Below are 24,796 nucleotides of genomic sequence, written 5' to 3' on the forward strand. Positions count from 1 at the left end.
TCCGGAGCCTAGCCGTTCGGACCATGGCCGACGGGAACCTGTGGACAACGCACGCGCGCTCGACGCCGGTGGGTGAATCCGCGGGCGGTGGACGGGGGACACGCCGTCCGCCCGCACGGTTCCCGGCGACGCGGGACCGCACGGTCCCCGGCGACGCGGGACCGCCCCGGCTCAGTCCAGTTCGTCGAACGCCTCGGTGAAGTCCAGGCCGGTGAGGCCGGACAGGCCGGGCAGCGGCGCGGATCTGGTGACGCGCGTAGCGAAACCGTCGCGGCGGCACCCGGCATCGGGATCGTGGACGTCCTCGTGGACCAGCGCCCAGACGGTCACCTCGCCGTGGACGTCGTCCCGGACGCCCCAGTCGTCGGCGAGGGCCGTGATGATGTTCAGCCCGCGACCGCCGTGCGCGGTTACCGAGGGCGTGGCCGGCGCCGGGCGGGTCGGGCCGCCGCCGTCCGTGACCTCCACGACGAGCCGCCCGCGCGCGTCGACCCGCCAGGCGGCACGGACGTCCCCGTCCCCGGCCGACGCGTCCCCCAGGGGCCGCCCGTGCTTGCAGGCGTTGCTCAACAGTTCGGAAAGGATCAGTACGGCGTCGTCGATGACCGACTCGGACACGCCACCGCTGCGCAGCTGCGCCCGCATCCGGTGCCGCGCCTCCCCCACGCCCGCAGGGCCATGAGGTACGGCCATGCTCGACGACGTGGGCACCTCCTGTGCCACCACCAACGCCACCCCCGAGACCTCCTTCGCCCCACGCCATGGGGTGGATGCCCTCCCGGCCTGTGCCGGAAACCGGCCAGTCCTCTTCCGGTGACGCATTCGACACGGGCGGACACGCAGCGAACGCGCCGGAGCACACCCCGTGACGGGCACGCGCGCGCCGGGAGGCGGCGGCCGGCTCAGCGGCCCAGTCGCCGCAGCACCGCGCGCGGGCGGTTGGTGATGATGGCGTCGACGCCCAGCCCCACGCAGAGATCGACGTCCTCGGGCTCGTTCACGGTCCACACGTGGACCTCGTGACCGGCCCGCTTCAGCCGCTCCACGTACGCGGGGTGGGCGCGCACGATGCGGATCGAGGGCCCCGCGACGCGTACGCCCGCGGGCAGCCGCCCGTCGCGCAGCCGGGGCGAGACGAACTGCATCAGGTACACCGTCGGCAGCGTCGGCGCCACGGCCCGCACGCGGTGCAGCGAACGCGCCGAGAAGCTCATGACGCGGACCGGGGACTCGTCGGGAGAGGCCGGCGCGTCCAGCCCGAACCGTTTCAGCAGGGTCAGCAGCCGGTCCTCGACCTGGCCCGCCCAGCGCGTGGGATGCTTGGTCTCGATGGCCAGCTCCACCCGCCGTCCGGCGTCCGCGACCAGCTCCAGCAACCGCTCCAGGGTGAGCACGGAGGTCTCCTCGCGGTCCTCCGGCCGGTGCTCCCAGTCGGGCTCCTCGTCGCGCCCGTGCCAGGCCTCGCGCGTCTTCCAGGAGCCGAAGTCGAGGGCGGCCAGATCGGCCAGTTCCAGCGCGGAGACCGCGCCGCGGCCGTTGGAGGTACGGTTCACCCGCCGGTCGTGGACGCAGACCAGATGGCCGTCCGCGGTCAGCCGTACGTCGCACTCCAGGGCGTCCGCGCCGTCCTCGATGGCCTTCCGGTAGGCGGCGAGGGTGTGTTCGGGTGCGTCCTCGGAGGCGCCGCGGTGGGCGACGACCTGGAGGGAGTGCTGTCGTGCGTGGGTCACCGCGTCATGGTGCCACCGTCGCCGGGTACACGGGGCGGCCCGGGCATGTCCGGGCGGCGCAGGGGGCCCTACGGCATGCACGTTACAAAACCTTTGCCCGTAAGATCCTATATAAACCTATATAAAGACAGCTGCCGGACCCACAGCCACCGCTTATGGTGCTCTGACGGCCCGTGGGAAAAGCTGACCGCAGACCAGTGCGACCGACGACACCAGGCGTGGATCGAGGAGAAGACCTGTGAGCACCGAGAACGAGGGCAACGCGGTACCCCCGGCGCCGTCCGCACCTCCCGTGCCGATGGCCTCTCCCGCCGCTTCACCGCACGGCTCCGCCCCGGAGGGGAACGCGCCGACGGCTCCGCTGCCGCCCGTGCCCCACGAGGCCCCGGCGACCTCGGCGGCGGCGGACCACGGCGCCGCGTACCAGCCCGGCCCGGCCCCCGACGGCTCCTGGCCGCCCCCGCCGCCGGCCACCCCGGCCTACGCCGACGGCGGCTCCGGCGCCGCGGGCACCGGCTGGGGGAGCACCTACCAGCAGCCCGCCCCCAAGCCGCGCGGCGGACGCGGCGGGCTCGTGGCCGCGGTCCTGGTGGCCGCGCTGGTGGCGGGCGGCCTGGGCGGCGGCCTCGGCTACACGCTGGCCAAGGACCGCGACGACCGCGGCTCCACCACCGTCTCCGCGACCGACAGCGGCGCCACGCAGGTCAAGCGCGCGCCGGGGACGATCGCCAACGTGGCCGCCAGGGCGCTGCCCAGCACGGTGACCATCGAGGCGGAGAGCACCAGCGGCGAGGGCGGCACGGGCACCGGGTTCGTCTTCGACACCCAGGGCCACATCGTCACCAACAACCACGTGGTGGCGGACGCGGTGGACGGCGGCAAGCTGACGGCCACCTTCCCGAGCGGCAAGAAGTACGACGCCGAGATCGTCGGCCACGCGCAGGGCTACGACGTCGCGGTGATCAAGCTCAAGAACGCCCCCTCCGACCTCAAGCCGCTCGCCCTCGGCGACTCCGACAGGGTGGCCGTCGGCGACGAGACCATCGCCATCGGCGCCCCCTTCGGCCTGTCCAACACGGTCACCACGGGCATCATCAGCGCCAAGAACCGTCCGGTCGCCTCGAGCGACGGCGGCTCCGGCAGCAAGTCGTCGTACATGAGCGCCCTGCAGACCGACGCGTCGATCAACCCCGGCAACTCCGGCGGCCCCCTGCTGGACTCGGCCGGCGCGGTCATCGGCATCAACTCCGCGATCCAGTCCACCGGCAGCGGCGGCTTCGGCACCGGCCAGTCCGGCTCGATCGGCCTGGGCTTCGCCATCCCGATCAACCAGGCCAAGTACGTCGCCCAGCAGCTGATCAAGACCGGCAAGCCGGTGTACGCGCGCATCGGCGCGTCCGTCTCCCTGCAGGACTCCGGCGACGGCGCGCAGATCACCGACCAGGGCTCGGGCGGCTCCGCCGCGGTCGAGGCGGGCGGTCCGGCGGACAAGGCCGGCCTCAAGTCCGGTGACGTCATCACCAAGCTCGACGACCACGTGATCGACAGCGGCCCGACCCTGATCGGCGAGATCTGGACCCACAAGCCGGGCGACAGGGTGACGGTCACTTACAAGCGCGGCGGCCAGGAGCACACGGCGGAACTGACGTTGGGTTCCCGGGTGGGCGACAGCTGAGCCACGGGGGCCGTGCCCCCACACCCCGGCCCGCGCCCGGTACGCTGTACCCGCTCCGCCCCCGGCGGGCGAGCGAGGTGGGTTGCCCGAGCGGCCTAAGGGAACGGTCTTGAAAACCGTCGTGGCAGCGATGTCACCGTGGGTTCAAATCCCACACCCACCGCACGCGAGAACGGCCCCTGACCAGCACGTCGGTCGGGGGCCGTCGTGCTGGGCGGGCAACCGGCGGTGACAGCCGGCGAGGAAACGGAGCCGCGCTCGGCTCGACGCGGCTCCGGCGCCGGCATGGCGAGGGGTGATCCGCTACGGCCACCGAAGAAGCCACCCCCGGGGCTACCCAGCCCGGTCGTCGGCGTCCGGCCCTCACGGCCGGTGTCCCGTGAGCCTGGCCGCCGACGCGATCGTGGCGCGGGCCTCGCGTTCGGTCAGGCCGGTCTCGCGGGCGGCGGCCACGAGGGAGTCCGTCAGGGCGGGTCCGAGGCCGTTCTCGTAGGCGCGGCAGGCCGCCCAGAACAGGCGGGTGTTGCGCTGCCCCTCGTGCGCGGCGAGCACGAACTGGACCAGCCCCTGGCCGTGGCCGCCCATGGCCGGACGGGTGGGGTGCGGCGCGTGGGGCGGGGGGAGGAGGAGCCGCAGGAGGGACGGCGGGCAGGCGGCCGGGGCGAGGTCGGCCGTGCCGGGCACGGCCGTGTAGACGCCGTGGTCGGTGCGGGAGCCGGGGCCGACGAGGTAACCGCCGGCGCCCCGGATGTCTATGCCGGGGGCGAGCCGGCCGGCCGAGTTCGGTACGACGGCGTCGGGCGGGCCGGTCAGCCAGAGGTGGCGGCCGCCGCTGGGGGTGCGGACGACGACCGTCTCCGGGATCGTGAACAGGTGGCGCAGGGCCAGTTCCCGCAGGGCGGCCGAGGAGTCCGTGCCGGGCTTGGTGTCCAGGTCGACGCCGATCAGGTGGTACGGGGGCAGCCCGCAGGCGATGCCGTAGCCGGTGGCCCGGGGTGCGGCGGCGAAGAGCTCGCGGATGCGGGAGGGGTCGCTGGAGGCGTCGTACACGCCGTGGCCGAAGCGGCCGCACTCGCCGTGGCAGGGCCGCCCCGCCGGGGCCGGGTCGTCGCGGTGCGGGGAGCGCAGGGCCGGGAGCTTCGTCCGGGACAGGGGGATCACGGCCAGTCCGCGTTCGGCGGCGGACAGGGCGTGCGCGAGGGCCAGCGTCGTGGCCTGCCGGTCGATGGTGGCCATGCTTCCATGTTCGTACACGTGTTCGAAAATGGGAAGGCCGGGGTGGGGTGACGCGCCGGTACCGGGTGGACGGGCTGGAAGGGTGCCGGAACGATTAATCCCTTGTGTCGCTTGAGGTATGGATAGGGCGCCACGCGTGATCTCGGGATGAAAAGTGGTGATGGGGGTTTATCGACTTGTCATCACGCTTGCGTGCGAATCGCGGCTTCCGGCATGGTTCGCCGCTGATCCGGTGGGCAACTCTGGAGGCGCGACGTCGCCCACTCGGTCGGGGCGGTCGGCCAACCGCCCCGACGACAGCCGATGGTTCACGCGCTCGCGGCCCCAGGGCCGCGGAGTGCTTGATTCTGGAGGAACACATGGCAAGCATCCGTACCGCCCGCGTTCTCGCCGCCGTCTCCGCTCTCCCGCTCGCGGCCGTCCTCTTCGCCGGCGTCGCGGCGGCGGACAACGGCGCCCTCGCGGACGACGGATCGAACTCGGGCGTGGCGGCGGTCCTCGGCAGCGGGGTCGGTGACGACAACAGCGGCAACTCGTCCACCACGAACCAGAACGCGGCCGGCTCCGGTGCCTCGAACCAGAGCAACACCGCCCAGGTCAACGGCTCCGCGTTCACGGCCATCCGGCAGGGCAACGACAACGTCCACGTCAACTTCACCCGGCTCTGGTGAGCCGGGGGCGAGGGCCCTCGTGAGGAGGGCGCTCGCGGGGTGTGCTTCAGGGTCGCGACACGTCGGCGCGGCGGTGCTTCGGTGCCGCCGCGCCGGCGTGGGATCCGCGTGCCGGGGGCGGGCCGCATCCTGGTGACGGCCGGTGCCGGGGGGCGGCATCCGGGCTGGCCCCGACGGCTGAGGGCTGACCTCCTCAGGGTCGTACCCGCAGACGGTCCGCACCCGCACTCCACCTTCAGGAGGTGGCGACAGCCCCACCCCTACAACCTGAGGGGGACTCGCCTTCGGGACCTGCGGCCGATCCGCGCCGCGGGCCGCGCTCCTAGCGTGGAGCCATGACCACACCCGTCTGCACCAGCGCCTCGGCCGCCGCCGTATCCGGGCGGCGGACGCCCGCCTACCCGTCGTTCGCTTCGTACGTGCGGGCCCGGCAGCCGGTCCTGCTGCGCACCGCGCGCTCGCTGACCGCGAACCCGAGCGACGCCGAGGACCTGCTGCAGACCGCGCTCGCCAAGACCTACGTCGCCTGGGAGCGGATCGAGGACCAGCGGGCGCTCGACGGCTATGTGCGCCGGGCGCTGGTGAACACCCGGACCTCGCAGTGGCGCAAGCGCAGAGTGGACGAGTTCTCCTGCGACGAGCTGCCCGAGCCGGAGCCCCTGCCCGGCGGCGACGACCCCGCCGAACGGCAGGCGCTGCGCGACGCCATGTGGCGGGCGGTCCTGCGGCTGCCGGCCCGTCAGCGGGCGATGGTGGTCCTGCGGTACTACGAGGACCTCAGCGAGGCCCAGACCGCCGAGGTGCTCGGCGTGTCGGTGGGCACGGTGAAGTCGGCGGTGTCCCGCGCGCTGGGCAAGCTGCGCGAGGACCCCGAACTGGAGCTGGCCCGCTAGCCGGGCCCCGGGCGACCCGGAACGGGGGCCGGGCTCCTCCGCCCCGCCGGCCGCGCCCCTTCGCCCCCGGCCGGGATTTTCCTCCCCTCAGTGACACACCCCCTAGTGACATACCGCGCGGTATGTGCGCAGAATCAGCGCACCCCCCTACTACCGCGTAGGCAATGTCGCCCGGGAGGAACGCCGTGCTGGCCACCATGCAGGACGTACCGCTGCTGATCTCCAGGATCCTGACCCACGGGTCGACGGTCCACGGCTCGTCGCGGGTGACCACCTGGACCGGGGAACCCGAGCCCCACCGGCGCACCTTCGCCGAGATCGGGTCCCGCTCCGCCCAGCTGGCGCACGCCCTGCGGGACGAGCTGGGCGTGACCGGCGACGACCGGGTCGCCACGCTCATGTGGAACAACGCCGAGCACGTCGAGGCGTACTTCGCGATCCCCTCCATGGGCGCGGTGCTGCACACCCTCAACCTGCGCCTGCCCGCCGACCAGTTGGTGTGGATCGTCAACCACGCGGCCGACAAGGTCGTCCTCGTCAACGGCTCCCTCATCCCGCTGCTCGCGCCGCTGCTGCCCAAGCTGCCCACCGTCGAGCACATCGTCGTGTCCGGGCCCGGCGACCGCACCCCGCTCCGGGACGCCACCGCCCGGGTGCACGAGTACGAGGAACTGCTCGCCGGCCGGCCGACCGCCTACGAGTGGCCCGAGCTGGACGAACGCCGGGCCGCCGCCATGTGCTACACCTCCGGCACGACCGGCGACCCCAAGGGCGTGGTCTACAGCCACCGTTCCATCTACCTGCACTCCATGCAGGTCAACATGACCCAGTCGATGGGCCTGACCGACCAGGACACCTCCCTCGTGGTCGTCCCGCAGTTCCACGTCAACGCCTGGGGCCTGCCGCACGCCACCTTCATGACCGGCGTCGGCATGCTGATGCCGGACCGCTTCCTGCAGCCCGCCCCGCTCGCCGAGATGATCGAACGCGAACGGCCCACCCACGCGGCGGCCGTGCCGACCATCTGGCAGGGCCTCCTCGGCGAGCTGCACGCCACACCGCGTGACGTCTCCTCCCTCACCCAGGTCACCATCGGCGGCTCGGCCTGCCCGCCCTCCCTGATGACGGCCTTCGACGAGCTGGGCATGCGGGTCTGCCACGCCTGGGGCATGACGGAGACCTCCCCGCTCGGCACGGTCGCCCGCCCGCCGGCCCACGCGGCGGGCACCGACGAGGAGTTCGCCTACCGCCTCACCCAGGGCCGCTTCCCGGCCGGCGTCGAGGCCCGCCTCACCGGCCCCGGCGGCGAACGCCTGCCCTGGGACGGCGCTTCGGCGGGCGAGCTGGAGGTACGCGGCCCCTGGATCGCGGGCGCCTACTACAACGGCCCCGGCGCCGAACCCCTGCGTCCCGACGACAAGTTCAGCGAGGACGGCTGGCTGAAGACGGGGGACGTCGGCACCATCTCCCCCGACGGCTTCCTCACCCTCACCGACCGCGCCAAGGACGTCATCAAGTCCGGCGGCGAATGGATCTCCTCCGTCGAGCTGGAGAACGCGCTGATGTCCCACCCGGACGTCGCCGAGGCCGCCGTGGTCGCCGTACCGGACGACAAGTGGGGCGAACGCCCGCTGGCCACGGTCGTCCTGCGGCCGGGCGCGACCGCCGACTTCGGGACCCTGCGCGCCTTCCTCCTGGAGGAGGCCCACATCGCCAAGTGGCAGCTGCCCGAGCGCTGGACGGTCGTGGAGTCGGTGCCGAAGACGAGCGTCGGCAAGTTCGACAAGAAGGTGCTGCGCCGGCAGTACGCGGACGGAGGGCTGGACGTCACCCGGCTCTGAAGAACCCCCGCGGGCCGCCCCCTCGGAAGGAGGCAGCCCGCGGACCGCTTGCCGGAAACAGGCGCGCTAGTTGGTGCCAATACGGGCCAGCAGGTCCACGATCCGCGACTGCACCTCACCGCTGGTCGACCGCTCGGCGAGGAACAGCACGGTCTCGCCGGAGGCCAGCCGGGGCAGGTCCGCCGGGTCGACGGCGGCGGTGTAGACGACCAGCGGGGTGCGGTTCAGCTGCCCGTGCGCCCGCAGCCAGTCCACGATCCCCGCCCGCCGGCGGTGCACCTGCATCAGGTCCATCACCACCAGGTTCGGCCGGAACTGCCCCGCCAGCGTCACCGCGTCGTTGTCGTTCGCGGCCCGCGCCACCTGCATCCCGCGCCGCTCCAGCGTCGCCGTCAGCGCGAGCGCGATCTCCGCGTGCTCCTCGATGAGCAGCACCCGCGGCGGATGCTGCTCACTGTCCCGGGGAGCCAGGGCCTTCAGCAGCACGGCGGGGTCGGCGCCGTACGCCGCCTCGCGCGTCGCCTGCCCGAGCCCGGCCGTGACCAGCACCGGGACCTCGGCGGCCACGGCCGCCTGCCGCAGCGACTGCAACGCCGTCCGCGTGATCGGACCGGTCAGCGGGTCCACGAACAGCGCTGCGGGGAAGGCCGCGATCTGGGCGTCGACCTCCTCGCGCGAGTGCACGATCACCGGCCGGTAGCCACGGTCGCTCAGCGCCTGCTGGGTCGTCACGTCCGGCGCGGGCCACACCAGCAGCCGGCGCGGGTTGTCCAGCGGCTCCGGGGGCAGCTCGTCGTCCAGCGGCTGCGGACGCGGGGTGTCCGCCACCTCCACGGCCCCACCCGGGCCGTCCAGCGGCTCCGGCCCCTCGGCGGCGTCGGGCCCCGGGGCACCTATGGCGTACGACCGACCGCCCCCCTCGGTGCCCTGCGCCGGCCGCGCCTGCCCGCCGAGCGAGGACTGCGGCACGGGCGCCGGGGCGGTGGGCGAGGGGTGTGCCGGGGACGGCTGACCGGCGAGCGGGTTCTGTCCGCCGAGTGACGGCTGCCCGGCCGGAGCGGGGTGCGCGGGCGCGGGTTCGGCGGCCGGGTGCGGCCGGGCCGCCTGGTCCTGCTGCTCCTGGCCGGCGGGGGCCGGGTCGGGGCGCGTGCCCAGCTTGCGCCGTCGGCCCGAACCGCCCGGCGCGTGCGGCGGCGGGGTCGCCGTCGGCTGCTGTACCTGAGCGGCCTGCCGCGCGAACGGCACGCCCTGCCCGAGCGTACGGACGCTGATCGCCCGCCCCTGCGTCGAGTCCGGGTCGACGGGGCCGCCACCGGCGGCTTCGGCGGGCAGCGGCATCGCGACCCGCTGCGGCCGGCCACCGGCCGGGGCACCGGGGACGGGGACCCCGCCGCCGGAGGTGTCCCCGGAGCCGGGCCACTGCTGCGGGACGCCGGCGGCGGGGGTGCCCGCAGCCGGACCGGTGACCCCCGCACCGGAGGTGTCCGCGGAGCCCGGCCACTGCTGCGGGACACCGGGCGGCACAGGGGCGGCCGGGGCTCCCTGCGCCCCGGCGGGCACCTGACCGGTGCCGGCCTCGGCGGGCAGCGCCCCCGGGGACGCCACGGGGGTACCGGCGGCCGGGACGCCCGGCTGGGCGGGAGTGAGGTGAGGGGCGGTGCCCTGGGCCTGCGGGGCATGGCCGGGCACGCCCTGGACCGGCATGCCGTGGGCGGGCGTGGCCGCGGCGGGCGCGGGGTGGCCCGGCGCTCCCGGGGCCGGTGCGGCGGCACCGGGCCGGGCGCCCGGGCCCGCGGGCACGGCACCCTGCGCCTGGGCGGGGGGACCGGCCTGGACGGGGCCGCCCTGCGCCGGGACGCTGTGCGCCGGGGTCCCCTGACCGGGGGCCGGCGGCACGGCCGTACTCTGCGGGACCTGGCCGGGAGCGGCCGGTGCCGGAAGGGGCTGCGGCGGGGCCTGTCCGGGCGCGGAGGCCACCGCCCGGGCGGCCTCGGCGGGCTGAGCCACGGCCCGGCGGCGCCGCCCGGTCGGGGCGGTGGTGGGATGCGGCTGCGGCGGAGTGTGGTCCTCGGCCTGGTCGAGCGGTACGGCGTCGTGCCGGCCGTCGTCGCCGGCGATGCCCTGCGCGGACACCGGCATCTGGGCGGGGACCCGCACCTGACCGGGCAACGGCCCGGCACCGGCCACCGGACCGGCGACGCCGGGCCCACCGGCGGCGGGACCCGCACCGGGGGCGGCCGGGGCGACGGCGCCCGGAGCCACGGGCGCGGCGGTGCCGGCGCCCGGGCCTGCGGGCGCGCCGGCACCCGGGGGGACGGGGGTCGCGCCGGCGGGAGCCACCGGGCCACCGGGGGCAACGGGGGTGCCGGGCGCAACGGGAGTACCGGGAGCCACCGGGCCACCGGGCGCAACGGAGGTACCAGGAGCCACCGGAGCACCGGCGGGGACACCGGCCTGCGGGCCGGCAGGCGCGACGGCACCCGGGACGACGGGAACTGCGGTACCCGGAGCCACTTGACCCCCGGCACCCGGAGGCACGGGGGCGCCCGTACCAGGAGCCACCTGACCGCCGGCCCCGGCCGCACCGGCACCCGGGCCCGCGGCCGTGCCGCCATCCGGCGGCACCGGCACGGCCGGGCCCGGACCCGTGCCGGTACCCGCGCCCGTACCCATGGCATCGGTCGCATCACCCTCCGGGCCCGGACCGTCCGGGGACCGGTCCGCTTCGGCCGGCGGCAGGGCGAAGACCGTGCGCGCGCCGCCCGCCTCCTGCGCCGCGGCCCGCTCCGCCGCCGCGGCCAGCGCCCGTCGGCGCCGTCCCGTCGGCTGCGCGCCCTCGGCCGGAACCGCGTCACCGCCCTGCGCCGGCACCACGGAGGCACCCTCGGCCGGCACCGCCCGCGCACCCGGCTCGCCGCCCGCCGCCGGAAGCGCCGGGGGCAGCGCGGCCTGCGGGGCACCGGAGTCGCGGCGGGCACGCCGGCCGGCCGGCACGGGCACGCCCTGCGGCGGCACGGTGCCACCGAGTCCCGTACCCGAGGCGGCGGCTCCCGCGCCCTGCTCGGCGGAGGTCACCACGGACCCCTCGGACACGCCCTCGGCGTCGCCCGCACCGGCACCGGCGTCACCCGCCGGCCGGCCGCGGCGGCGTCCGGTCCCACCGGACGCGCCCTCCGCGCCCTCGGCCGGGACCACGGCGCCCTCCTCGGCCGGCGCGGCGGCACGCCGCCGGCGCCGTCCGGTCGGCGCTGGCGCCTCCGGGTCACCGGCGTCACCCGCGCCGGCCATGTCACTGTCCAGGAACGCGTCCGTGGAGGCCCGCCGGGCCCGCCGCCGGCCCCCGGCGGGACCCTGCCCGGCCGCACCGGCGTCGTCCGTGCCGTCCTCACCGTCGTCGGGCACCCGCACCGCGACCGGCGCCCCGGGGACGCCGGCAGCCGTCGTCGTCCCTGCCGCGACCGCGCCCGCCCCGCCACCGAGCGGTACTTCGAGCACGTACGCGCTGCCGCTCATGCCCGGCACCTCGTGCGTTTGGAGCACGCCGCCGTGGGCCCGCACGATCCCGCGCACGATCGGTTCGTGCACCGGGTCCCCGCCGGCGTACGGGCCGCGCACCTCGATCCGCGCGACCTCGCCGCGCTGCGCGGCGGCCACGACGACGGTGTTGTCCAGGTAACCGCCCGCCGAGACGGGCGTGTTGCCGGTGGCGTCGACCCCGGCGACGTCCGCGACCAGGTGCGCCAGCGCGGTGGCGAGCCGCTGCGGGTCGACCTCGGCCTCGATGGGCGGCGCGTGGACGGCGAACTGCACGCGTCCCGGTCCGATCAGCTCGACGGCGCCGTCGACACCGGCGGCGACGACGGCGTCCAGCATCACCTTCGTACGGGTGATGTCCTCGCTGCCGGCGTCCAGCCGCTGATAGCCGAGGACGTTGTCGATGAGGGTCGTGATCCGCGAGTACCCGGCGGAGAGGTGGTGCAGCACCTGGTTGGCCTCGGGCCACAGCTGCCCGGCGTCGTCGGCGGCGAGCGCGGACAGCTCGCGGCGCAGCTCGTCCAGGGGTCCGCGCAGCGACTGCCCGAGCAGTGTGAGCAGCTGTTCGTGCCGCCCGGCGAGGGCTTCGTACCGGTCCTTCTCCCGCTCGGCGAGCGCCGCGTACCGCTCCTCGCCCGCCGCCAGCTCCTCGGTGTGCTTCTCGCGCAGCTCCTCGACCTCGGTGACGTGCTGCTGGCGCAGCGCGGTCAGGTCGGAGGCGTGTTCCTCGGAGAGCCGTTCCAGCTCCTCGGCGTGCGCCTTCTCCAGCGCGGCCTTCTCCTCCACCAGGGCGTCGTACGGCCGCCGGTCGGTGAAGGTCATCACGGCGCCGACGAGCTGGTCGCCGTCGCGCACCGGCGCGGTCGTCAGGTCGACCGGCACCTTCTTGTCGCCCTTGGACCACAGCACCTGCCCCCGCACCCGGTGCTTGCGCCCGGAGCGCAGGGTGTCGGCGAGCGGCGACTCGTCGTACGGGAAGGGCGAGCCGTCGCCGCGGGAGTGCAGCACCAGCGTGTGCAGCTCCTTGCCGCCCAGCTCACCGGCCCGGTACCCCAGTATCTGGGCGGCGGCCGGGTTGACGAGCACGATCCGTCCGTCGGTGTCGGTGCCCACGACACCTTCCGCCGCCGCCCGCAGGATCATCTCGGTCTGCCGCTGCGACCGGGCCAGCTCGGCCTCGGTGTCCACGGTCCCGGACAGGTCCCGGACCACGATCATCAGCAGCTCGTCGCCGGTGTAGCCGTAACCGTCGTACGCCTGCTGCCCGTTCTCCAGGTTCGCGCTGGTGACCTCGACCGGGAACTCGGCCCCGTCGGTCCGCCGCGCGACCATCCGGGTCGGTTTGGTCCGTCCCGTGGGATCCATGTGATCGGGCCGCCGCATGGAGCCCGGGATGAGCCGGGAGTCGAACTCGGGCAGCAGATCGAGCAGCCCGCGCCCCACGAGAGCCGTACCGGGCGTCTCGAAGGCCTCCAGCGCGATGGTGTTGGCGTTGACGACGGTTCCGTTGGCGTTGACCAGGACCAACGCGTCCGGCAGCGCGTCGAGTATGGCTGCGAGGCGAGCAGCGCCTCGGGATGGCCTGCTGCTCACGAGACGCCTTCCTCCCTGTTACCGCACCTTGCCGACCGCTCGGGCCATCTTGCCAACCGGCCCGCGACGTGTCACGCGAGGGAGTCTAAGGGCACGGGTCCCGCCCGCGGCGCCGGATGAGAGGGAGGTCCCACGAGGAAGTGACGGCGAACGCGTGACCGTATGCGCCGGCTCCCCGACTCCTCCCCGGGACCTTTACGGAACCGATGCGTCCGTCCACCGCCCGCTACGCGGGTCCGCCCATGCGCGGCAGCAGGGGGACCATCCCGTCCCACCGCGCGATCTCGCACCCGTCGCCACGGCCGTACGAGGCGTCCACCGGGCGTCCGGCCCAGGTCCCGGTGACACGGGCGGTGGCCGGGCCGCCGTAGAGCATGGTGCAGAGGGTGCCGTCGGGGACCGGCGCGAAGGGGTCCCGCCCCCACCGGGTGTGCTCGTCGAGCACCCGGCAGGCCCCGGCGACGTCCGGATGCCGGCCAGCGCCGGGGTGGCAGCGCACCTCGTACGTCCCGTCCCGTCCCGCACCGGCGTGCCGGACGACGACGGTGAGGTGATCGCCCTGTTCCTCCGGCCGGACCGGCGGCGGCACGGCTCCGGCCGCGGCGGCGGGCACGGTGGTGAGGGGGACGAGGGAAGCGGCGACGGAGAGCGACGCGAGCAGAAGGCGCCGCCCGGCGCCCGGCAGCACAGAGTCCATGCCCCTTCCAACGCGTCCCCGCCCCGGACGTTGCGCCCGGACCTCGCCCGACCTCTCCTCCCGCCCGCCTCGCCGGAGGGGGGAAGCCCTTTGCCCTGCGGCCCAGGTCCCTAGTACCGTGGGGGGCGATTGGTGACACGGCGCTCGACTGTGTCATCATCTGCACGCACCACTCGCGCGCTCGCGTGAGCGGTTGTGCTGGAGGCGTCGCCTAGTCCGGTCTATGGCGCCGCACTGCTAATGCGGTTTGGGCCTTAAAGCCCATCGAGGGTTCAAATCCCTCCGCCTCCGCCCCGATCCCGAAGCCCCGGTCCCCAGGACCGGGGCTTCGGCGTTCACCGGTCCCGGCCGTCTCCGCACCCCTCAACGGCGTTTTCGCAGGTCACAAGGGGTGTGCGGATCGGATTTCACATGACGGCGGCAGTCATGTAATGTTCTTCCTGTCGCCGCGAGCGGGCCGAAAGGGCCGGGAACGGGGGCAGAACAAAAGAACAAGCACTCGTAGCTTAACGGATAGAGCATCTGACTACGGATCAGAAGGTTGCAGGTTCGAATCCTGCCGAGTGCACACCGATTGAAGGCCCTGGAGAGATCCGGGGCCTTCGGCGTATGCCCTCCATCGTCATGGCTGTCGCGGCGAGGTCGTGGAGCGGGCCGTGTACTCGTCCACCCAGGCGGGAGGAACGCGCCTCCTCCACGCAGTGGTCCATGTAGACCCGCTGAACGGGGACCCTCTCGTTCGCTCCTCGCGGTCGTCCCGGCCGCCGGGGAACGCGGCCCGAGCCGAGGCCGCCGAGGACAGATCGAGCCGCGCGCAGGAAGATGGGAACCGGGCCGTGCGTGCTGGGCACGGGGTCGTCACCCTCTCGGGTCCGCCGTTTCCACGCGGCCCCGTGAAACCGCGGCGCGGCCTTTCCCACCAGACCCCCTCGCGCCGGGCAGGCGGCCGGGGCGCTCGTCCCTCCCCCCGGCCAGACCACTGCTCAACGGGACCGCCACCCTGACCCCGCTGGAGGCAGCCATGGGCGCAGTTCTCGGTGACGTGCTGGGTTTCGCGGCCGGTGTCGCGGTCAGCCCGCTTCCGGTCATCGCCGTCATCCTCATCCTCGCCACGCCCCGGGGACGTCTCAACGGAGTCCTCTTCACCGTCGGCTGGATGCTCGGACTCGCGGCGCTGGGCGCGGTGATGCTGGCTGTCGCGTCCCCGGCGGGGGCCTTTGCGCACGAGCACCCGGCCACCTGGGTCGGGGCGCTCAAGCTCGCTCTCGGTCTGCTCCTCCTCTTCTTCGGTGCCCGGCAGTGGCGGCGGCGCCCGAAGGACCCCGCGCAGGTGAGGCTGCCGAAGTGGATGGGTGCGATCGACCGTCTCACGCCGGTCAAGGTCTTCGGACTCGGCACGGGCCTGGCCGCCCTCAACGCGAAGAACGCCCCGCTGACCATCGCCGCGGGGGCCGCCATCGGCTCGGCCGGTCTTCCGGCCGGGCAGCAGATCGCTTCACTGGCGATCTTCGTCGTGATCGCCACGCTCGGCCTGCTGGTCCCGCTCGGCGTTTTCCTGCTCGGCGGGGAACGGGCCAGGACCACGCTCGGGAACTGGAAGGACTGGGCCGCCCGGCACAACGTCGCCGTGATGGCCGTCCTGTTCTTCGTCCTCGGGCTGAAGCTGCTCGGAGACGGCATCTCCGTCGTCAGCTCCTGACGGGCCGCGGCCGGGACCGACGGCAACGCCGGTCGAAGGGTTGCCCTCGGCGCCGTCCGGGGTCAGCACTCCTCGGCCGGGTCGTCGCGGTTCAGCTTCTCCAGGTATTCGTGGGCCAGGGCCGTGGCGCGGGTGAACCAGTCGGTGATGATCGCCAGTTCCTCCGAGGAGTAGTCGGAGAAGAGGGCCGTCAGGCGCTGGTAGTGGCCCGCGTACACCGCCTCGACGCGGGCGACGGCGTCCGGTACGGCGGCCACCCGGACCCGGCGGCGGTCGGCGGGGTCGGGGCGGCGGGTGACGTAGCCGGCGCGCACCAGGCGGTTGAGGATTCCGGTCACCGCGCCCGTGGTGACGTGGGCGCGGGCCGCGAGGTCGCCCGCCGTCAGCAGGTCGTCGCCGGCCTCCAGGACGAAGCCGAAGCAGGTCAGGTCGGTGACGTTCAGCCCCAGCCGCCGGGCCAGCTCCTGCTGTCCGATGAGGTGGGCGGCGATGAGGTGGTCCATCGCCGACAGCGCCTGGGCCGGAGTGGCGGGCGGGCGCGGCGTGCCGTGCATCTTTCAGAATCCCTTAGTTCGTGAGATATTCGGTGTGTAAATTCCTTAGCCCGTGAGGGAACCGGGTTCGTCCCCCTGGAGGCGGTTTCATGAGTCTGTACGACGAGGGTCACACGATCGCCGGCTGGACCGGCGTCGCCATCGCGACCGCGGGGAGCGCCGTGGTGGGGCTGGGCGTGTGTACGGCATCCCTCCCCGTGGTCGGCGCCGGGCTGGCCGTGGTGGCCGTGAGCGTCCTGGTGACCTGGGCCCTGCACCTGTCCGGCTGGGGCAAGCCGCCCGGGGTGCGGCCGCGCGAGCAATGGGGGATGCGGGTCCGGGACACGCGGGCGCGGGACGGGCACCCGGGGTGCGTCGGGTGCCGGCTGGCGGGGCGGGGGCGCAAGCGGGCGGCCGGGGCGCCGGCCTCGGCGCCGGTCCCGATGCCGGGTGCGGTTCCTGCCGAATCGATCCCTCTGTCCCCCATCGAGTGAACGGACTTTCGTGAACGACAGTTGCCGATCGCCGACCCTAGCTTCCGGGGTGGAGGTGATGCTCGGTGAACGAGCAGAACGACACTCCGTCGGAGCAGCCGGCGGGAGCGAAGCGGGACGCGATCGACATCAACGACTTCGTGTTCGCGGCCACGGGGGCGCGGGTGCGGAGGCTGACGCTGCCGACAGGGGAACACTGGTTCCCGGCGGTGGACGTGGCGGCACGGCTGGGTTACTCCAACACGCGCGACGCGCTCAGGTCACATGTGGACCCCAGCTTGCAAATGAGCTTGGGTGAGATTGCACAAGGCGTCGGTACAGCCGACACCTTGCGCAAACTTGCAGGTCACAGGCTTCAACGCTCGATGAAGATGGTGAATCTCAAGGGGCTCATCCAGCTCGTCAACGCCTGCACCAAGCCCGAGTGCGGCCCCTTCAAAGCATGGGTTTGCGAGGTCATCGAGACCGTTCAGCGAGACGGTTCCTACTCCCTCGACCCCGCCCCCGTACAACCCGCCCCGGACGGCACCACCGCCTACCTCATGCCCCGGCAGGTCGCCGACGCGATCGTCCGGCTGGAGGAGCGGAACATCCGGGCGGACGAGGAGCTGGCGGTCGCGCGGATCGAGCGGATCGAGCAGATGCGCCGGACCAACGAGCACCTGGGGCGGGTCACCGATCAGCTGGACCGGACCAACGACCGGCTCGGCGGCGTCAACGACCGCCTCGGGGCTCTCGTCGACCGGGTCGGCGGTGTGCACGACGTCCTCGGACGGATCGCCGACACGCTGGACCTCGTCGCGGACCGGCTGCGGCCGTCCGGGTCCGTCCGTCCGGCGGTGACCCCTCAGCAGCTCCTCGCGGCCTGGCGGGCGAAGAACCTCGTCGTCACCGAGGACGTGCACGCCGTGGCCGCCTACCTCGCCCCGGCGCTGGTACGCGGGCCGGTGCACTGCCGGCTTGAGGAGGTCGCGGCCCGGACGGGGCTCACGCTCGACCGGGTCCACGACTGCGTGCGCATGCTGATCAAACGGGGCTGCATGCGGCAGACGGGAGTGGGGGCCGGGGGGATGCCGGTGTACGTGCTGCCGTAGCCGAGTGACGGAGGAAGGCCCGAAGCCGCAAACCAAAGTTGCGGCTTCGGGCCTTCGCCCACCGTACCCCCGCCCGTCGCCCCCGGGTGGTTGTCAGACCCACGTCCTACCCTCACGAGTGATGGCACAGGTCTGGAAGTGCGCGGGACTGCGATGGGCGGCAGGTGGTCCGGTGCTGGAATGGGACGGCGGGCGGCGCAGTGCGCTGCCCCGGGGGAAGCGGGTCGCCTTCGCGGTGCCGCAGGGGGGCGTGCGCAGGTGCGTGGGGGCGCGGGGGCACGTCTGTCCGGTGCGGGCGGCCGTGCCGGGGCGGAGCACGGGGGCCCGGTGTGAGGAGTGCGCGCGGCTGGACCGGGCGCACTCCGTGGCCGCCGACACGATCGCCGACGACCCCCGGCCGTACCGCGTGTACCTGGCGTGGTTCGGGCCGGGGATGGTGAAGGTCGGCATCACCGCCGTCGAGCGGGGGCCGGCGCGGCTGCTGGAGCAGGGCGCGGTCTGCTTCAGCTGGCTGGGCACCGGTCCGCTGATGGCCGCCCGGCGCACCGAGGAGCTGCTGCGGGCCGCGTTGCGGGTGCCGGACCGGATTCCGTACGCCGAGAAGCGGGCGGTGCGGTCGGCGCTGCCGGGGACGGAGGCGGAGCGGGCCGCCGAGGTGCGGGAGCTGCACGCACGGGCCGTCGCGCTCGCCGGGTGGCCGGAGTCCCTGCGGCCCGAGCCCTGTGAAGTGGCCGACCACGTCGAGGTCTTCGGGCTCGGTGCGGGGCCGGAGGCGTTCGGGGAGGTGACCGGACTGGTGCCCGGCAAAGGTGTGAGCGGTGAGCTGGTCGCGGTCGCAGGACCCGATCTGCATCTGGCGGTCGCCGGTCGCGGGGCCGTCGTGCTGGACACGCGGCTGATGACCGGCTGGGAGCTGCTGCCGCCGGAGTCGGTGGCGGCCGGATGCGCCTTTCCCGTAAGGGAGTTCAGGAGGGAACCGGACGGGCTGTTCTGACCCGTGCGTTCCCTGAGAGGCGCCTGTGCGTTTCTCAGGGAAATCACAGATGCGTGAAAGCGTGTTCTCAGAGGCCGCCGACAGGGTGTCCAGCATGACCACGACCTCGCCCCAGGGGCGCACCGAACTGCTGAGGCCGGACGGGAGCCCCGTCCGCGTGCTGGTGGTGGACGACGAGATGTCGATCACCGAACTGCTGAGCATGGCTCTTCGCTACGAGGGCTGGCAGATCAGGAGCGCGGGGGACGGACAGGGGGCCGTCCGGGCGGCCCGTGAGTTCCGGCCCGACGCCGTCGTGCTCGACATGATGCTGCCGGACATGGACGGGCTGACCGTCCTCGGCCGGCTGCGGCGTGACCTGCCCGATGTGCCGGTCCTCTTCCTCACCGCCAAGGACGCCGTGGAGGACCGTATCGCCGGGCTCACCGCCGGCGGGGACGACTACGTCACCAAGCCGTTCAGCCTTGAGGAGGTCGTCGCGCGGCTGCGCGGGCTGATCCGCCGGGCGGGGGCCGCAGACCGGCGCTCCGACTCCGTGCTCGTCGTGGGTGATCTGACCCTGGACGAGGACAGCCACGAGGTGTCACGGGGCGGGGAGAACATCCATCTGACCGCCACCGAGTTCGAGCTGCTGCGCTTCCTCATGCGCAACCCCCGGCGGGTGCTGAGCAAGGCGCAGATCCTGGACCGCGTGTGGTCGTACGACTTCGGCGGACAGGCCAATGTGGTCGAGCTGTACATCTCCTATCTGCGGCGGAAGATCGACGCGGGGCGGGAGCCGATGATCCACACCCGGCGGGGGGCCGGTTACCTGATCAAGCCCGCCGCGTCATGAGCGGACGGCGCCGGCCGGGTCCGCGGCGGCGGGAGCGGCGGGCCGGACAGCCGCGCACGCTGCGGACGCGGCTCGTCGTCGCGTCCGTCACGCTGATCGCCGTGGTGTGCGCGGTGATCGGCACGGTCACCACGCTGGCGCTGCGCTCGCACCTGTACGAACAGCTCGACGGTCAGGTGACGGAGGCCGGCAAGCGCCTGTCCGGGCCCATGAAGCCCGTCGGCATGAACGACTCCGGGCTGACGGACCGGCTCACCGGCTTCGTCAAGGGGCCGACGCAGCCGGAGACCATCGCCGCCGAGGTCGGGCCCGACGGCACGGTCACCCGGGCGGTCATCGCCAGGCACCCCGCCACCGACAACGGCCCGTTCCAGCGCAACGACGCCGTCGCTCTCAGCGACGAGCAGAAGGCCGCCCTGGACAAGGTGCCGACCAGCGGCACGCACACCGTCGTCATCCCGGGCCTCGGCCAGTACCTCGCGCGGTACGTGACCGGAGCCGAGGGCACCTACTACGTCGCCCTGCCCACCGAGACGGTCGGCAACACGATCAGCACCCTGATCCTCGTCGAGATCAGCGTCACCGCCGCCGGTCTCGTCGCCGCCGGCATCGCGGGCTACGTGCTCGTCGGCGTCGCCACCCGCCCCCTCCGCAAGGTCGCCGCCACCGCCACCCGGGTGTCCGAACTTCCGCTGCACACCGGCGAGGTGAACCTCAGCGAGCGGGTCCCGGAGGCGGAGTGCGATCCGCACACCGAGGTCGGGCGGGTCGGTGCCGCGCTCAACCGCATGCTGGACCACGTCCACGGCGCCCTGCACGCCCGGCAGCAGAGCGAGACGCGGGTACGGCAGTTCGTCGCCGACGCCAGCCACGAACTGCGCACGCCGCTCGCCTCCATCCGGGGGTACGCCGAGCTGACCCGGCGCGGGCGGGAGCAGGTCGGCCCCGACACCCGGCACGCGCTGGGCCGGATCGAGTCGGAGGCGGGGCGGATGACCCTGCTGGTGGAGGACCTGCTGCTGCTCGCCCGGCTGGATGCCGGGCGGCCGTTGCGGTTCGAGCAGACCGATCTCGTCCCGCTCGTCGTGGACACGGTCAGCGACGCCCGCGCGGCCGGCATGGACCACCTCTGGCGGCTCGACCTGCCCGACGAGCCGGCGCCGGTGTCGGCGGACGCGGCCCGGTTGCAGCAGGTGCTGGTCAACCTGCTGGGCAACGCCCGCAACCACACCCCGCCCGGTACGACGGTCACCGCGCGGGTGCAGCGGCGGGGGCCGTGGATGTGCGTGGACGTCGAGGACAACGGGCCGGGGATCCCGGCGGAGCTGCTCCCGCACGTCTTCGAGCGGTTCGCCCGCGGGGACTCCGCGCGCTCGCGCGCCACCGGGTCCACGGGGCTCGGGCTCGCGATCGTGCAGGCCGTGGCCGCGGCGCACGGCGGTGCCGTGACCGTGGACAGCGTCCCCGGCCGCACGGTGTTCACCGTGCACCTGCCCGCCCCCGGACCGGCCGCCGTGCCCCGGCAGCGGCCCGGAGCGGGCCGGCGGCCGGACTCACAGGCACAGCACAGTGTCACCACACGGGTGCGACAGGGCAGTTGAGAAAAGTCGGTCCCATGCGAACCGACTCTTCTCCCGGCACCCTGCCGGCGCGGGAGCACCTCCCGGCCGGAGACGCCGGTACGCCTGTCCTGGACGTAGTGGTCCCCGTCTACAACGAGGAGAAGGACCTCCAGCCGTGCGTCCGCCGACTGCACGAGCACCTCACGCGCACCTTCCCGTACGCGTTCCGCATCACGATCGCGGACAACGCCTCCACGGACGGCACCCCGCTGGTGGCGGCGCGGCTGGAGGCGGAGATCCCGGAGGTCGCCGGCTTCCGCCTGGAGCAGAAGGGGCGGGGGCGGGCCCTGCGGGCCGTGTGGTCCGCGTCCGAGGCGCCGGTCCTCGCCTACATGGACGTCGACCTGTCCACCGACCTCAACGCCCTGCTGCCGCTGGTGGCGCCGCTGATCTCCGGTCACTCCGACCTGGCGATCGGCTCCCGGCTCGCCCGCACCTCCCGGGTCGTGCGCGGACCCAAGCGGGAGTTCGTCAGCCGGGCCTACAACCTGATCCTGCGCGGCTCGCTCCAGGCCCGTTTCTCGGACGCCCAGTGCGGGTTCAAGGCGATCCGGCGCGACGTGGCGCAGGTGCTGCTGCCGCTGGTGGAGGACACCGGATGGTTCTTCGACACGGAGATGCTGGTGCTCGCCGAGCGGGCCGGGCTCAGGATCCACGAGGTGCCGGTCGACTGGGTCGACGACCCCGACTCCACCGTGCACATCGTGCGGACCGCGACCGACGACCTGAAGGGCGTCTGGCGGGTCGGCAAGGCGCTGACCACCGGTTCGCTGCCGCTGGACCGGCTGACCCGGCCCTTCGGTGACGACCCGCGCGATCGTGAACTGGCCGGCGTGCCGCGGGGACTCGCCCGCCAGCTGGTCGGCTTCTGCGGGGTGGGCGTCCTGTCGACCCTCTTCTACCTGCTGCTGTACGGCGCCTTCCGGCAGTTCTGCGGCTCGCAGCTCGCCAACGCGCTCGCGCTGCTGGTCTCGGCCGTGGCCAACACGGCCGCCAACCGCCGGCTCACCTTCGGGGTGCGCGGCCGGGGCGGCGCGGTACGGCACCAGGCGCAGGGCCTGGTCGTGTTCGGCATCGGCCTCGCGCTGACCAGCGGTTCGCTCGCCGCCCTGAACGCGGCCACGGACAGCCCGGCGCACTCCACGGAACTGGCGGTGCTCATCGCGGCCAACCTGGCGGCCACCGTGCTGCGGTTCCTGCTCTTCCGCGCCTGGGTCTTCCCGGAGCGGAGGGAGACCGTCCCGTGCCCGCCGGCCGCCCCGCCCGCCCCGGCCCGCCCCGAGACGGCTCCGTACGCCCCGGCCCACCGCACGAGCGCTCCGTACGCACCGCTGCCGCAGCGGCCGGCGGTGCCGCAGCAGCCGTACCGGACCACCCAGTTCCGCGCCGGTGGGGCCGCGGACGGCAACTGGAGCGGCGTCACCGACGCGACCGCGCGGCCGCGGCCGGTGCGCCCTCACGACACCGACCCGGGGGATGCCCGATGACCACGCACTACGACCCGTCGACGACCGGGCACGGCGCCGCGGCCGACTGGGGTCCGCCCCCGGCCGCGCCCCCGCCGGGCCCCCGGGCCGGTGAGCCGAGGCAGCCGTTCGTACGGAGACTGTGGCGCGGCCGGCCCGAGGACCCCCGCTGGGTCCGCCCGGCCTTCCTCGGTCTGCTCGCCACCACCCTCCTGCTGTACCTGTACGACCTCAGCGCCTCGGGCTACGCCAACTCCTTCTACTCGGCGGCCGTCCAGGCGGGCAGCAGGTCCTGGAAGGCGTTCTTCTTCGGCTCGCTGGACGCGGGCAACGCGATCACGGTGGACAAGCCGCCGGCCTCGCTGTGGCCGATGGAGCTGTCGGTCAGGGTCTTCGGCCTGAACTCGTGGGCGATCCTGGCACCCGAGGTGCTGATGGGCGTGGCGGCGGTCGCCGTCGTGTACGCGGCCGTGCGCCTCCGGTTCAGCCCGGTGGCCGGCCTGGTGGCGGGCGCGGTGCTGGCGCTCACGCCGGTCGCGGCACTGATGTTCCGGTTCGACAACCCGGACGCGATGCTGGCCCTGCTGATGTCGGTGGCCTGCTACCTCGTCCTGCGGGCCCTGGCGGACGGCCGTACGAAGTGGCTGGTGTGGGCAGGGGTCGCGATCGGCTTCGCGTTCCTCGCCAAGACGCTCCAGGCGTTCCTGATCCTGCCGGTGCCGGCGGTCGTGTACGCGGTGTGCGCGCCGGTGCCGCCGAGGAAGCGGTTCGGCCAGCTGGCCGCGGCGACGCTCGCGCTGGTCGTCTCGGGCGGCTGGTGGGTCGCGGTCGTCGAGCTGTGGCCGGCCTCGTCCCGGCCGTACATCGGCGGCTCGCAGAACAACAGCTTCCTGGAGCTGACCTTCGGCTACAACGGGCTCGGCCGCCTCAACGGCGAGGAGACCGGAAGCGTGGGCGGCGGCGGTGGCGGCGCGGGCGGCTCCGGCATGTGGGGCGAGACGGGCTGGGACCGGATGTTCAACTCCGAGGTCGGCGGTCAGATCTCCTGGCTGCTGCCCGCCGCGCTGATCCTGCTCGTCGCCGGCCTGGTGGCCACGCGCAGGGCCCGCAGGACGTCCGTCACCCGCGCCTCGTTCCTGGTCTGGGGCGGCTCGCTGCTGATGACCGCGGTGGTCTTCAGCTACATGGCGGGCATCTTCCACCAGTACTACACCGTGGCCCTCGCCCCCTACCTCGCGGCCGTCGTCGGCATGGGCGCCGGGCTGCTGTGGGAGCGGCGGCGCGAGCCGTGGGCGTCGATCGCGCTCGCCGCGTCCGTGGTCGCGTCGGCGGCCTGGGGGTACGTGCTGCTCAACCGCACCCCCGACTATCTGCCCTGGCTGAAGTGGCTGGTCCTGATCGGCGGTCTGACCGCGGCGCTCGGCCTGGTCTTCGCCGGCCGGATCCCCCGGCGACTGGCCGTCGGCGCGGCGGCGGCGGGGCTCGTGGCCGCGCTGGCGGGACCCACGGCGTACACCCTGAGCACGGTCCGGGAGGGCCACACCGGTTCGATCGTCACGGCGGGCCCGGCGGGCGCGAGCGTGACGGGCGGCCGGGGCGGCGGTCCCCGTGGCGGTGTGCGGGGTGGCTTCGGCGGCGGAATGCCGGGCGGTCAGGGGCAGCAGAACCAGCGGGGCAATGGTTTCCCGGGCGGCGGCGGCCTCGGCGGGGGCACCCCGACGCAGCCGGGTCGGCAAGGCCAGCAAGGGCAGCGCGACGGTGGCGGCTTCGGCTTCCCCGGCGGCCGGACGGGTGAGGGCGGCACGGGCGGCGTCGGCGGCCTGCTGAACGGCGCGAGCGTGTCGTCCGAGGCCAGGAAGCTGCTGGAGCGGGACGCCTCGCGGTTCACCTGGGTCGCCGCGTCCGTCGGCTCCCAGAACGCGGCCGGCTACCAGCTCGCCACCGGCGACCCGGTGATGGCGATCGGCGGCTTCAACGGCACCGACCCGTCCCCGACGCTCGCCCGGTTCAAGAAGTACGTCGAGGAGGGCAGGATCCACTACTTCATCGCCGGCGCAGGCATGGGCGGCGGCGGCAACAGCGGCACCGCCTCGCAGATCAGCTCGTGGGTCCAGAGCACCTTCACGAAGGTGACGGTGGGATCGGCGACCTTCTACGACCTCACGCGGAAGGCGAGCGGCTGAGGACGT

Annotated in this window: 18 protein-coding genes and 3 tRNA genes; 15 read left to right on the forward strand and 6 right to left on the reverse strand. The window is 74.0% G+C overall.

Annotated elements, in window-relative coordinates; translation table 11 throughout:
- Positions 1-171: 171 nt before the first annotated feature.
- Together LG395_RS06320 and LG395_RS06325 are read right to left on the reverse strand one after the other, a co-directional pair.
- Positions 172-822 carry an ATP-binding protein gene (locus tag LG395_RS06320; RefSeq protein WP_225808729.1) on the reverse strand — a complete coding sequence of 217 codons (651 nt, stop codon included), beginning with the start codon at positions 820-822 and terminating at the stop codon, positions 172-174.
- Positions 823-902: 80 nt separating this feature from the next.
- The gene (locus tag LG395_RS06325; protein WP_225808730.1) at positions 903-1,730 is read right to left on the reverse strand and encodes a glycerophosphodiester phosphodiesterase; all 828 of its coding nucleotides are present in this window, start codon (positions 1,728-1,730) and stop codon (positions 903-905) included.
- A gap of 238 nt (positions 1,731-1,968) precedes the next feature.
- Here LG395_RS06325 and LG395_RS06330 point away from each other — a divergent pair, with 238 nt between their 5' ends.
- On the forward strand, positions 1,969-3,405 hold the full coding sequence (locus tag LG395_RS06330) for a S1C family serine protease (protein ID WP_225808731.1): 1,437 nt from the start codon (positions 1,969-1,971) through the stop codon (positions 3,403-3,405).
- 76 nt (positions 3,406-3,481) lie between these two features.
- Positions 3,482-3,568: transfer RNA gene (locus LG395_RS06335), tRNA-Ser, on the forward strand.
- 200 nt (positions 3,569-3,768) lie between these two features.
- Here the strand turns inward: LG395_RS06335 and LG395_RS06340 are convergent.
- Positions 3,769-4,641 carry a bifunctional DNA primase/polymerase gene (locus LG395_RS06340; RefSeq protein ID WP_171154808.1) on the reverse strand — a complete coding sequence of 291 codons (873 nt, stop codon included), beginning with the start codon at positions 4,639-4,641 and terminating at the stop codon, positions 3,769-3,771.
- Positions 4,642-5,000: 359 nt separating this feature from the next.
- Between LG395_RS06340 and LG395_RS06345 the strand changes: the two genes are divergently transcribed.
- From LG395_RS06345 to LG395_RS06355, 3 genes are all read left to right on the forward strand, one after another.
- Positions 5,001-5,312, forward strand: coding sequence for a hypothetical protein (locus tag LG395_RS06345; protein WP_171154809.1), 312 nt, complete (start codon positions 5,001-5,003; stop codon positions 5,310-5,312).
- 335 nt (positions 5,313-5,647) lie between these two features.
- Positions 5,648-6,205 carry a SigE family RNA polymerase sigma factor gene (locus LG395_RS06350; protein ID WP_225808732.1) on the forward strand — a complete coding sequence of 186 codons (558 nt, stop codon included), beginning with the start codon at positions 5,648-5,650 and terminating at the stop codon, positions 6,203-6,205.
- Positions 6,206-6,369: 164 nt separating this feature from the next.
- Positions 6,370-8,046, forward strand: a complete 1,677-nt coding sequence (locus tag LG395_RS06355; RefSeq protein WP_225808733.1) for a long-chain fatty acid--CoA ligase — start codon at positions 6,370-6,372, stop codon at positions 8,044-8,046.
- Between the two features lie 66 nt (positions 8,047-8,112).
- On the opposite strand, the gene LG395_RS06360 is transcribed toward LG395_RS06355, so the two are convergent.
- On the reverse strand, positions 8,113-13,173 hold the full coding sequence (locus LG395_RS06360; RefSeq protein ID WP_225808734.1) for a hybrid sensor histidine kinase/response regulator: 5,061 nt from the start codon (positions 13,171-13,173) through the stop codon (positions 8,113-8,115).
- 226 nt (positions 13,174-13,399) lie between these two features.
- Positions 13,400-13,870: an SSI family serine proteinase inhibitor gene (locus LG395_RS06365; RefSeq protein WP_225808735.1), complete on the reverse strand. Its 471-nt coding sequence runs from the start codon at positions 13,868-13,870 to the stop codon at positions 13,400-13,402.
- 200 nt (positions 13,871-14,070) lie between these two features.
- Between LG395_RS06365 and LG395_RS06370 the strand changes: the two genes are divergently transcribed.
- From LG395_RS06370 to LG395_RS06380, 3 genes are all read left to right on the forward strand, one after another.
- Positions 14,071-14,161: transfer RNA gene (locus LG395_RS06370), tRNA-Ser, on the forward strand.
- Positions 14,162-14,365: 204 nt separating this feature from the next.
- Positions 14,366-14,438: transfer RNA gene (locus LG395_RS06375), tRNA-Arg, on the forward strand.
- Positions 14,439-14,891: 453 nt separating this feature from the next.
- On the forward strand, positions 14,892-15,569 hold the full coding sequence (locus LG395_RS06380; RefSeq protein ID WP_225808736.1) for a GAP family protein: 678 nt from the start codon (positions 14,892-14,894) through the stop codon (positions 15,567-15,569).
- Between the two features lie 62 nt (positions 15,570-15,631).
- Here LG395_RS06380 and LG395_RS06385 read toward each other — a convergent pair whose 3' ends face one another.
- On the reverse strand, positions 15,632-16,123 hold the full coding sequence (locus tag LG395_RS06385) for a MarR family winged helix-turn-helix transcriptional regulator (protein WP_171154827.1): 492 nt from the start codon (positions 16,121-16,123) through the stop codon (positions 15,632-15,634).
- Positions 16,124-16,212: 89 nt separating this feature from the next.
- Here LG395_RS06385 and LG395_RS06390 point away from each other — a divergent pair, with 89 nt between their 5' ends.
- The 7 genes from LG395_RS06390 to LG395_RS06420 all read left to right on the forward strand — a co-directional run bounded on the left by LG395_RS06390 (position 16,213) and on the right by LG395_RS06420 (position 24,790).
- Entirely contained in the window at positions 16,213-16,596 is a 384-nt protein-coding gene (locus LG395_RS06390; protein WP_171154829.1) for an HGxxPAAW family protein, read from the forward strand.
- A 215-nt stretch (positions 16,597-16,811) separates the two neighbouring features.
- Positions 16,812-17,690, forward strand: coding sequence for a BRO-N domain-containing protein (locus tag LG395_RS06395; protein WP_308071218.1), 879 nt, complete (start codon positions 16,812-16,814; stop codon positions 17,688-17,690).
- A 121-nt stretch (positions 17,691-17,811) separates the two neighbouring features.
- Positions 17,812-18,684, forward strand: coding sequence for a DUF2797 domain-containing protein (locus tag LG395_RS06400; protein WP_225808737.1), 873 nt, complete (start codon positions 17,812-17,814; stop codon positions 18,682-18,684).
- A gap of 94 nt (positions 18,685-18,778) precedes the next feature.
- Positions 18,779-19,519 (forward strand): response regulator transcription factor, encoded by a 741-nt coding sequence (locus LG395_RS06405; RefSeq protein WP_171154835.1) that lies wholly within the window; start codon positions 18,779-18,781, stop codon positions 19,517-19,519.
- The gene (locus tag LG395_RS06410; RefSeq protein ID WP_225808738.1) at positions 19,516-21,120 is read left to right on the forward strand and encodes a sensor histidine kinase; all 1,605 of its coding nucleotides are present in this window, start codon (positions 19,516-19,518) and stop codon (positions 21,118-21,120) included. The genes LG395_RS06405 and LG395_RS06410 overlap by 4 nt, the downstream gene beginning before the upstream one ends.
- Before the next feature lie 14 nt (positions 21,121-21,134).
- Positions 21,135-22,628: a bifunctional glycosyltransferase family 2/GtrA family protein gene (locus tag LG395_RS06415; protein WP_225808739.1), complete on the forward strand. Its 1,494-nt coding sequence runs from the start codon at positions 21,135-21,137 to the stop codon at positions 22,626-22,628.
- Positions 22,625-24,790, forward strand: coding sequence for an ArnT family glycosyltransferase (locus LG395_RS06420; RefSeq protein ID WP_225808740.1), 2,166 nt, complete (start codon positions 22,625-22,627; stop codon positions 24,788-24,790). Before LG395_RS06415 ends, LG395_RS06420 begins: the two co-directional genes overlap by 4 nt.
- Positions 24,791-24,796 lie beyond the last annotated feature (6 nt).

This window comes from Streptomyces spinosus (assembly GCF_020400655.1).
GTDB classification, from domain to species: domain Bacteria; phylum Actinomycetota; class Actinomycetes; order Streptomycetales; family Streptomycetaceae; genus Streptomyces; species Streptomyces argyrophylli.

What these genes read in the sequence shown, in the direction of transcription:
- LG395_RS06350 (WP_225808732.1), top strand. Translation starts at nt 5,648, where the DNA reads ATGACCACACCCGTCTGCACCAGCGCCTCGGCCGCCGCCGTATCCGGG.
- LG395_RS06405 (WP_171154835.1), top strand. Translation starts at nt 18,779, where the DNA reads ATGACCACGACCTCGCCCCAGGGGCGCACCGAACTGCTGAGGCCGGAC.
- LG395_RS06345 (WP_171154809.1), top strand. Translation starts at nt 5,001, where the DNA reads ATGGCAAGCATCCGTACCGCCCGCGTTCTCGCCGCCGTCTCCGCTCTC.
- LG395_RS06415 (WP_225808739.1), top strand. Translation starts at nt 21,135, where the DNA reads ATGCGAACCGACTCTTCTCCCGGCACCCTGCCGGCGCGGGAGCACCTC.
- LG395_RS06420 (WP_225808740.1), top strand. Translation starts at nt 22,625, where the DNA reads ATGACCACGCACTACGACCCGTCGACGACCGGGCACGGCGCCGCGGCC.
- LG395_RS06320 (WP_225808729.1), bottom strand. Translation starts at nt 822, where the DNA reads ATGCGTCACCGGAAGAGGACTGGCCGGTTTCCGGCACAGGCCGGGAGG.
- LG395_RS06390 (WP_171154829.1), top strand. Translation starts at nt 16,213, where the DNA reads ATGAGTCTGTACGACGAGGGTCACACGATCGCCGGCTGGACCGGCGTC.
- LG395_RS06340 (WP_171154808.1), bottom strand. Translation starts at nt 4,641, where the DNA reads ATGGCCACCATCGACCGGCAGGCCACGACGCTGGCCCTCGCGCACGCC.
- LG395_RS06380 (WP_225808736.1), top strand. Translation starts at nt 14,892, where the DNA reads ATGGGCGCAGTTCTCGGTGACGTGCTGGGTTTCGCGGCCGGTGTCGCG.
- LG395_RS06355 (WP_225808733.1), top strand. Translation starts at nt 6,370, where the DNA reads ATGTCGCCCGGGAGGAACGCCGTGCTGGCCACCATGCAGGACGTACCG.
- LG395_RS06410 (WP_225808738.1), top strand. Translation starts at nt 19,516, where the DNA reads ATGAGCGGACGGCGCCGGCCGGGTCCGCGGCGGCGGGAGCGGCGGGCC.
- LG395_RS06385 (WP_171154827.1), bottom strand. Translation starts at nt 16,123, where the DNA reads ATGCACGGCACGCCGCGCCCGCCCGCCACTCCGGCCCAGGCGCTGTCG.
- LG395_RS06400 (WP_225808737.1), top strand. Translation starts at nt 17,812, where the DNA reads ATGGCACAGGTCTGGAAGTGCGCGGGACTGCGATGGGCGGCAGGTGGT.
- LG395_RS06365 (WP_225808735.1), bottom strand. Translation starts at nt 13,870, where the DNA reads ATGGACTCTGTGCTGCCGGGCGCCGGGCGGCGCCTTCTGCTCGCGTCG.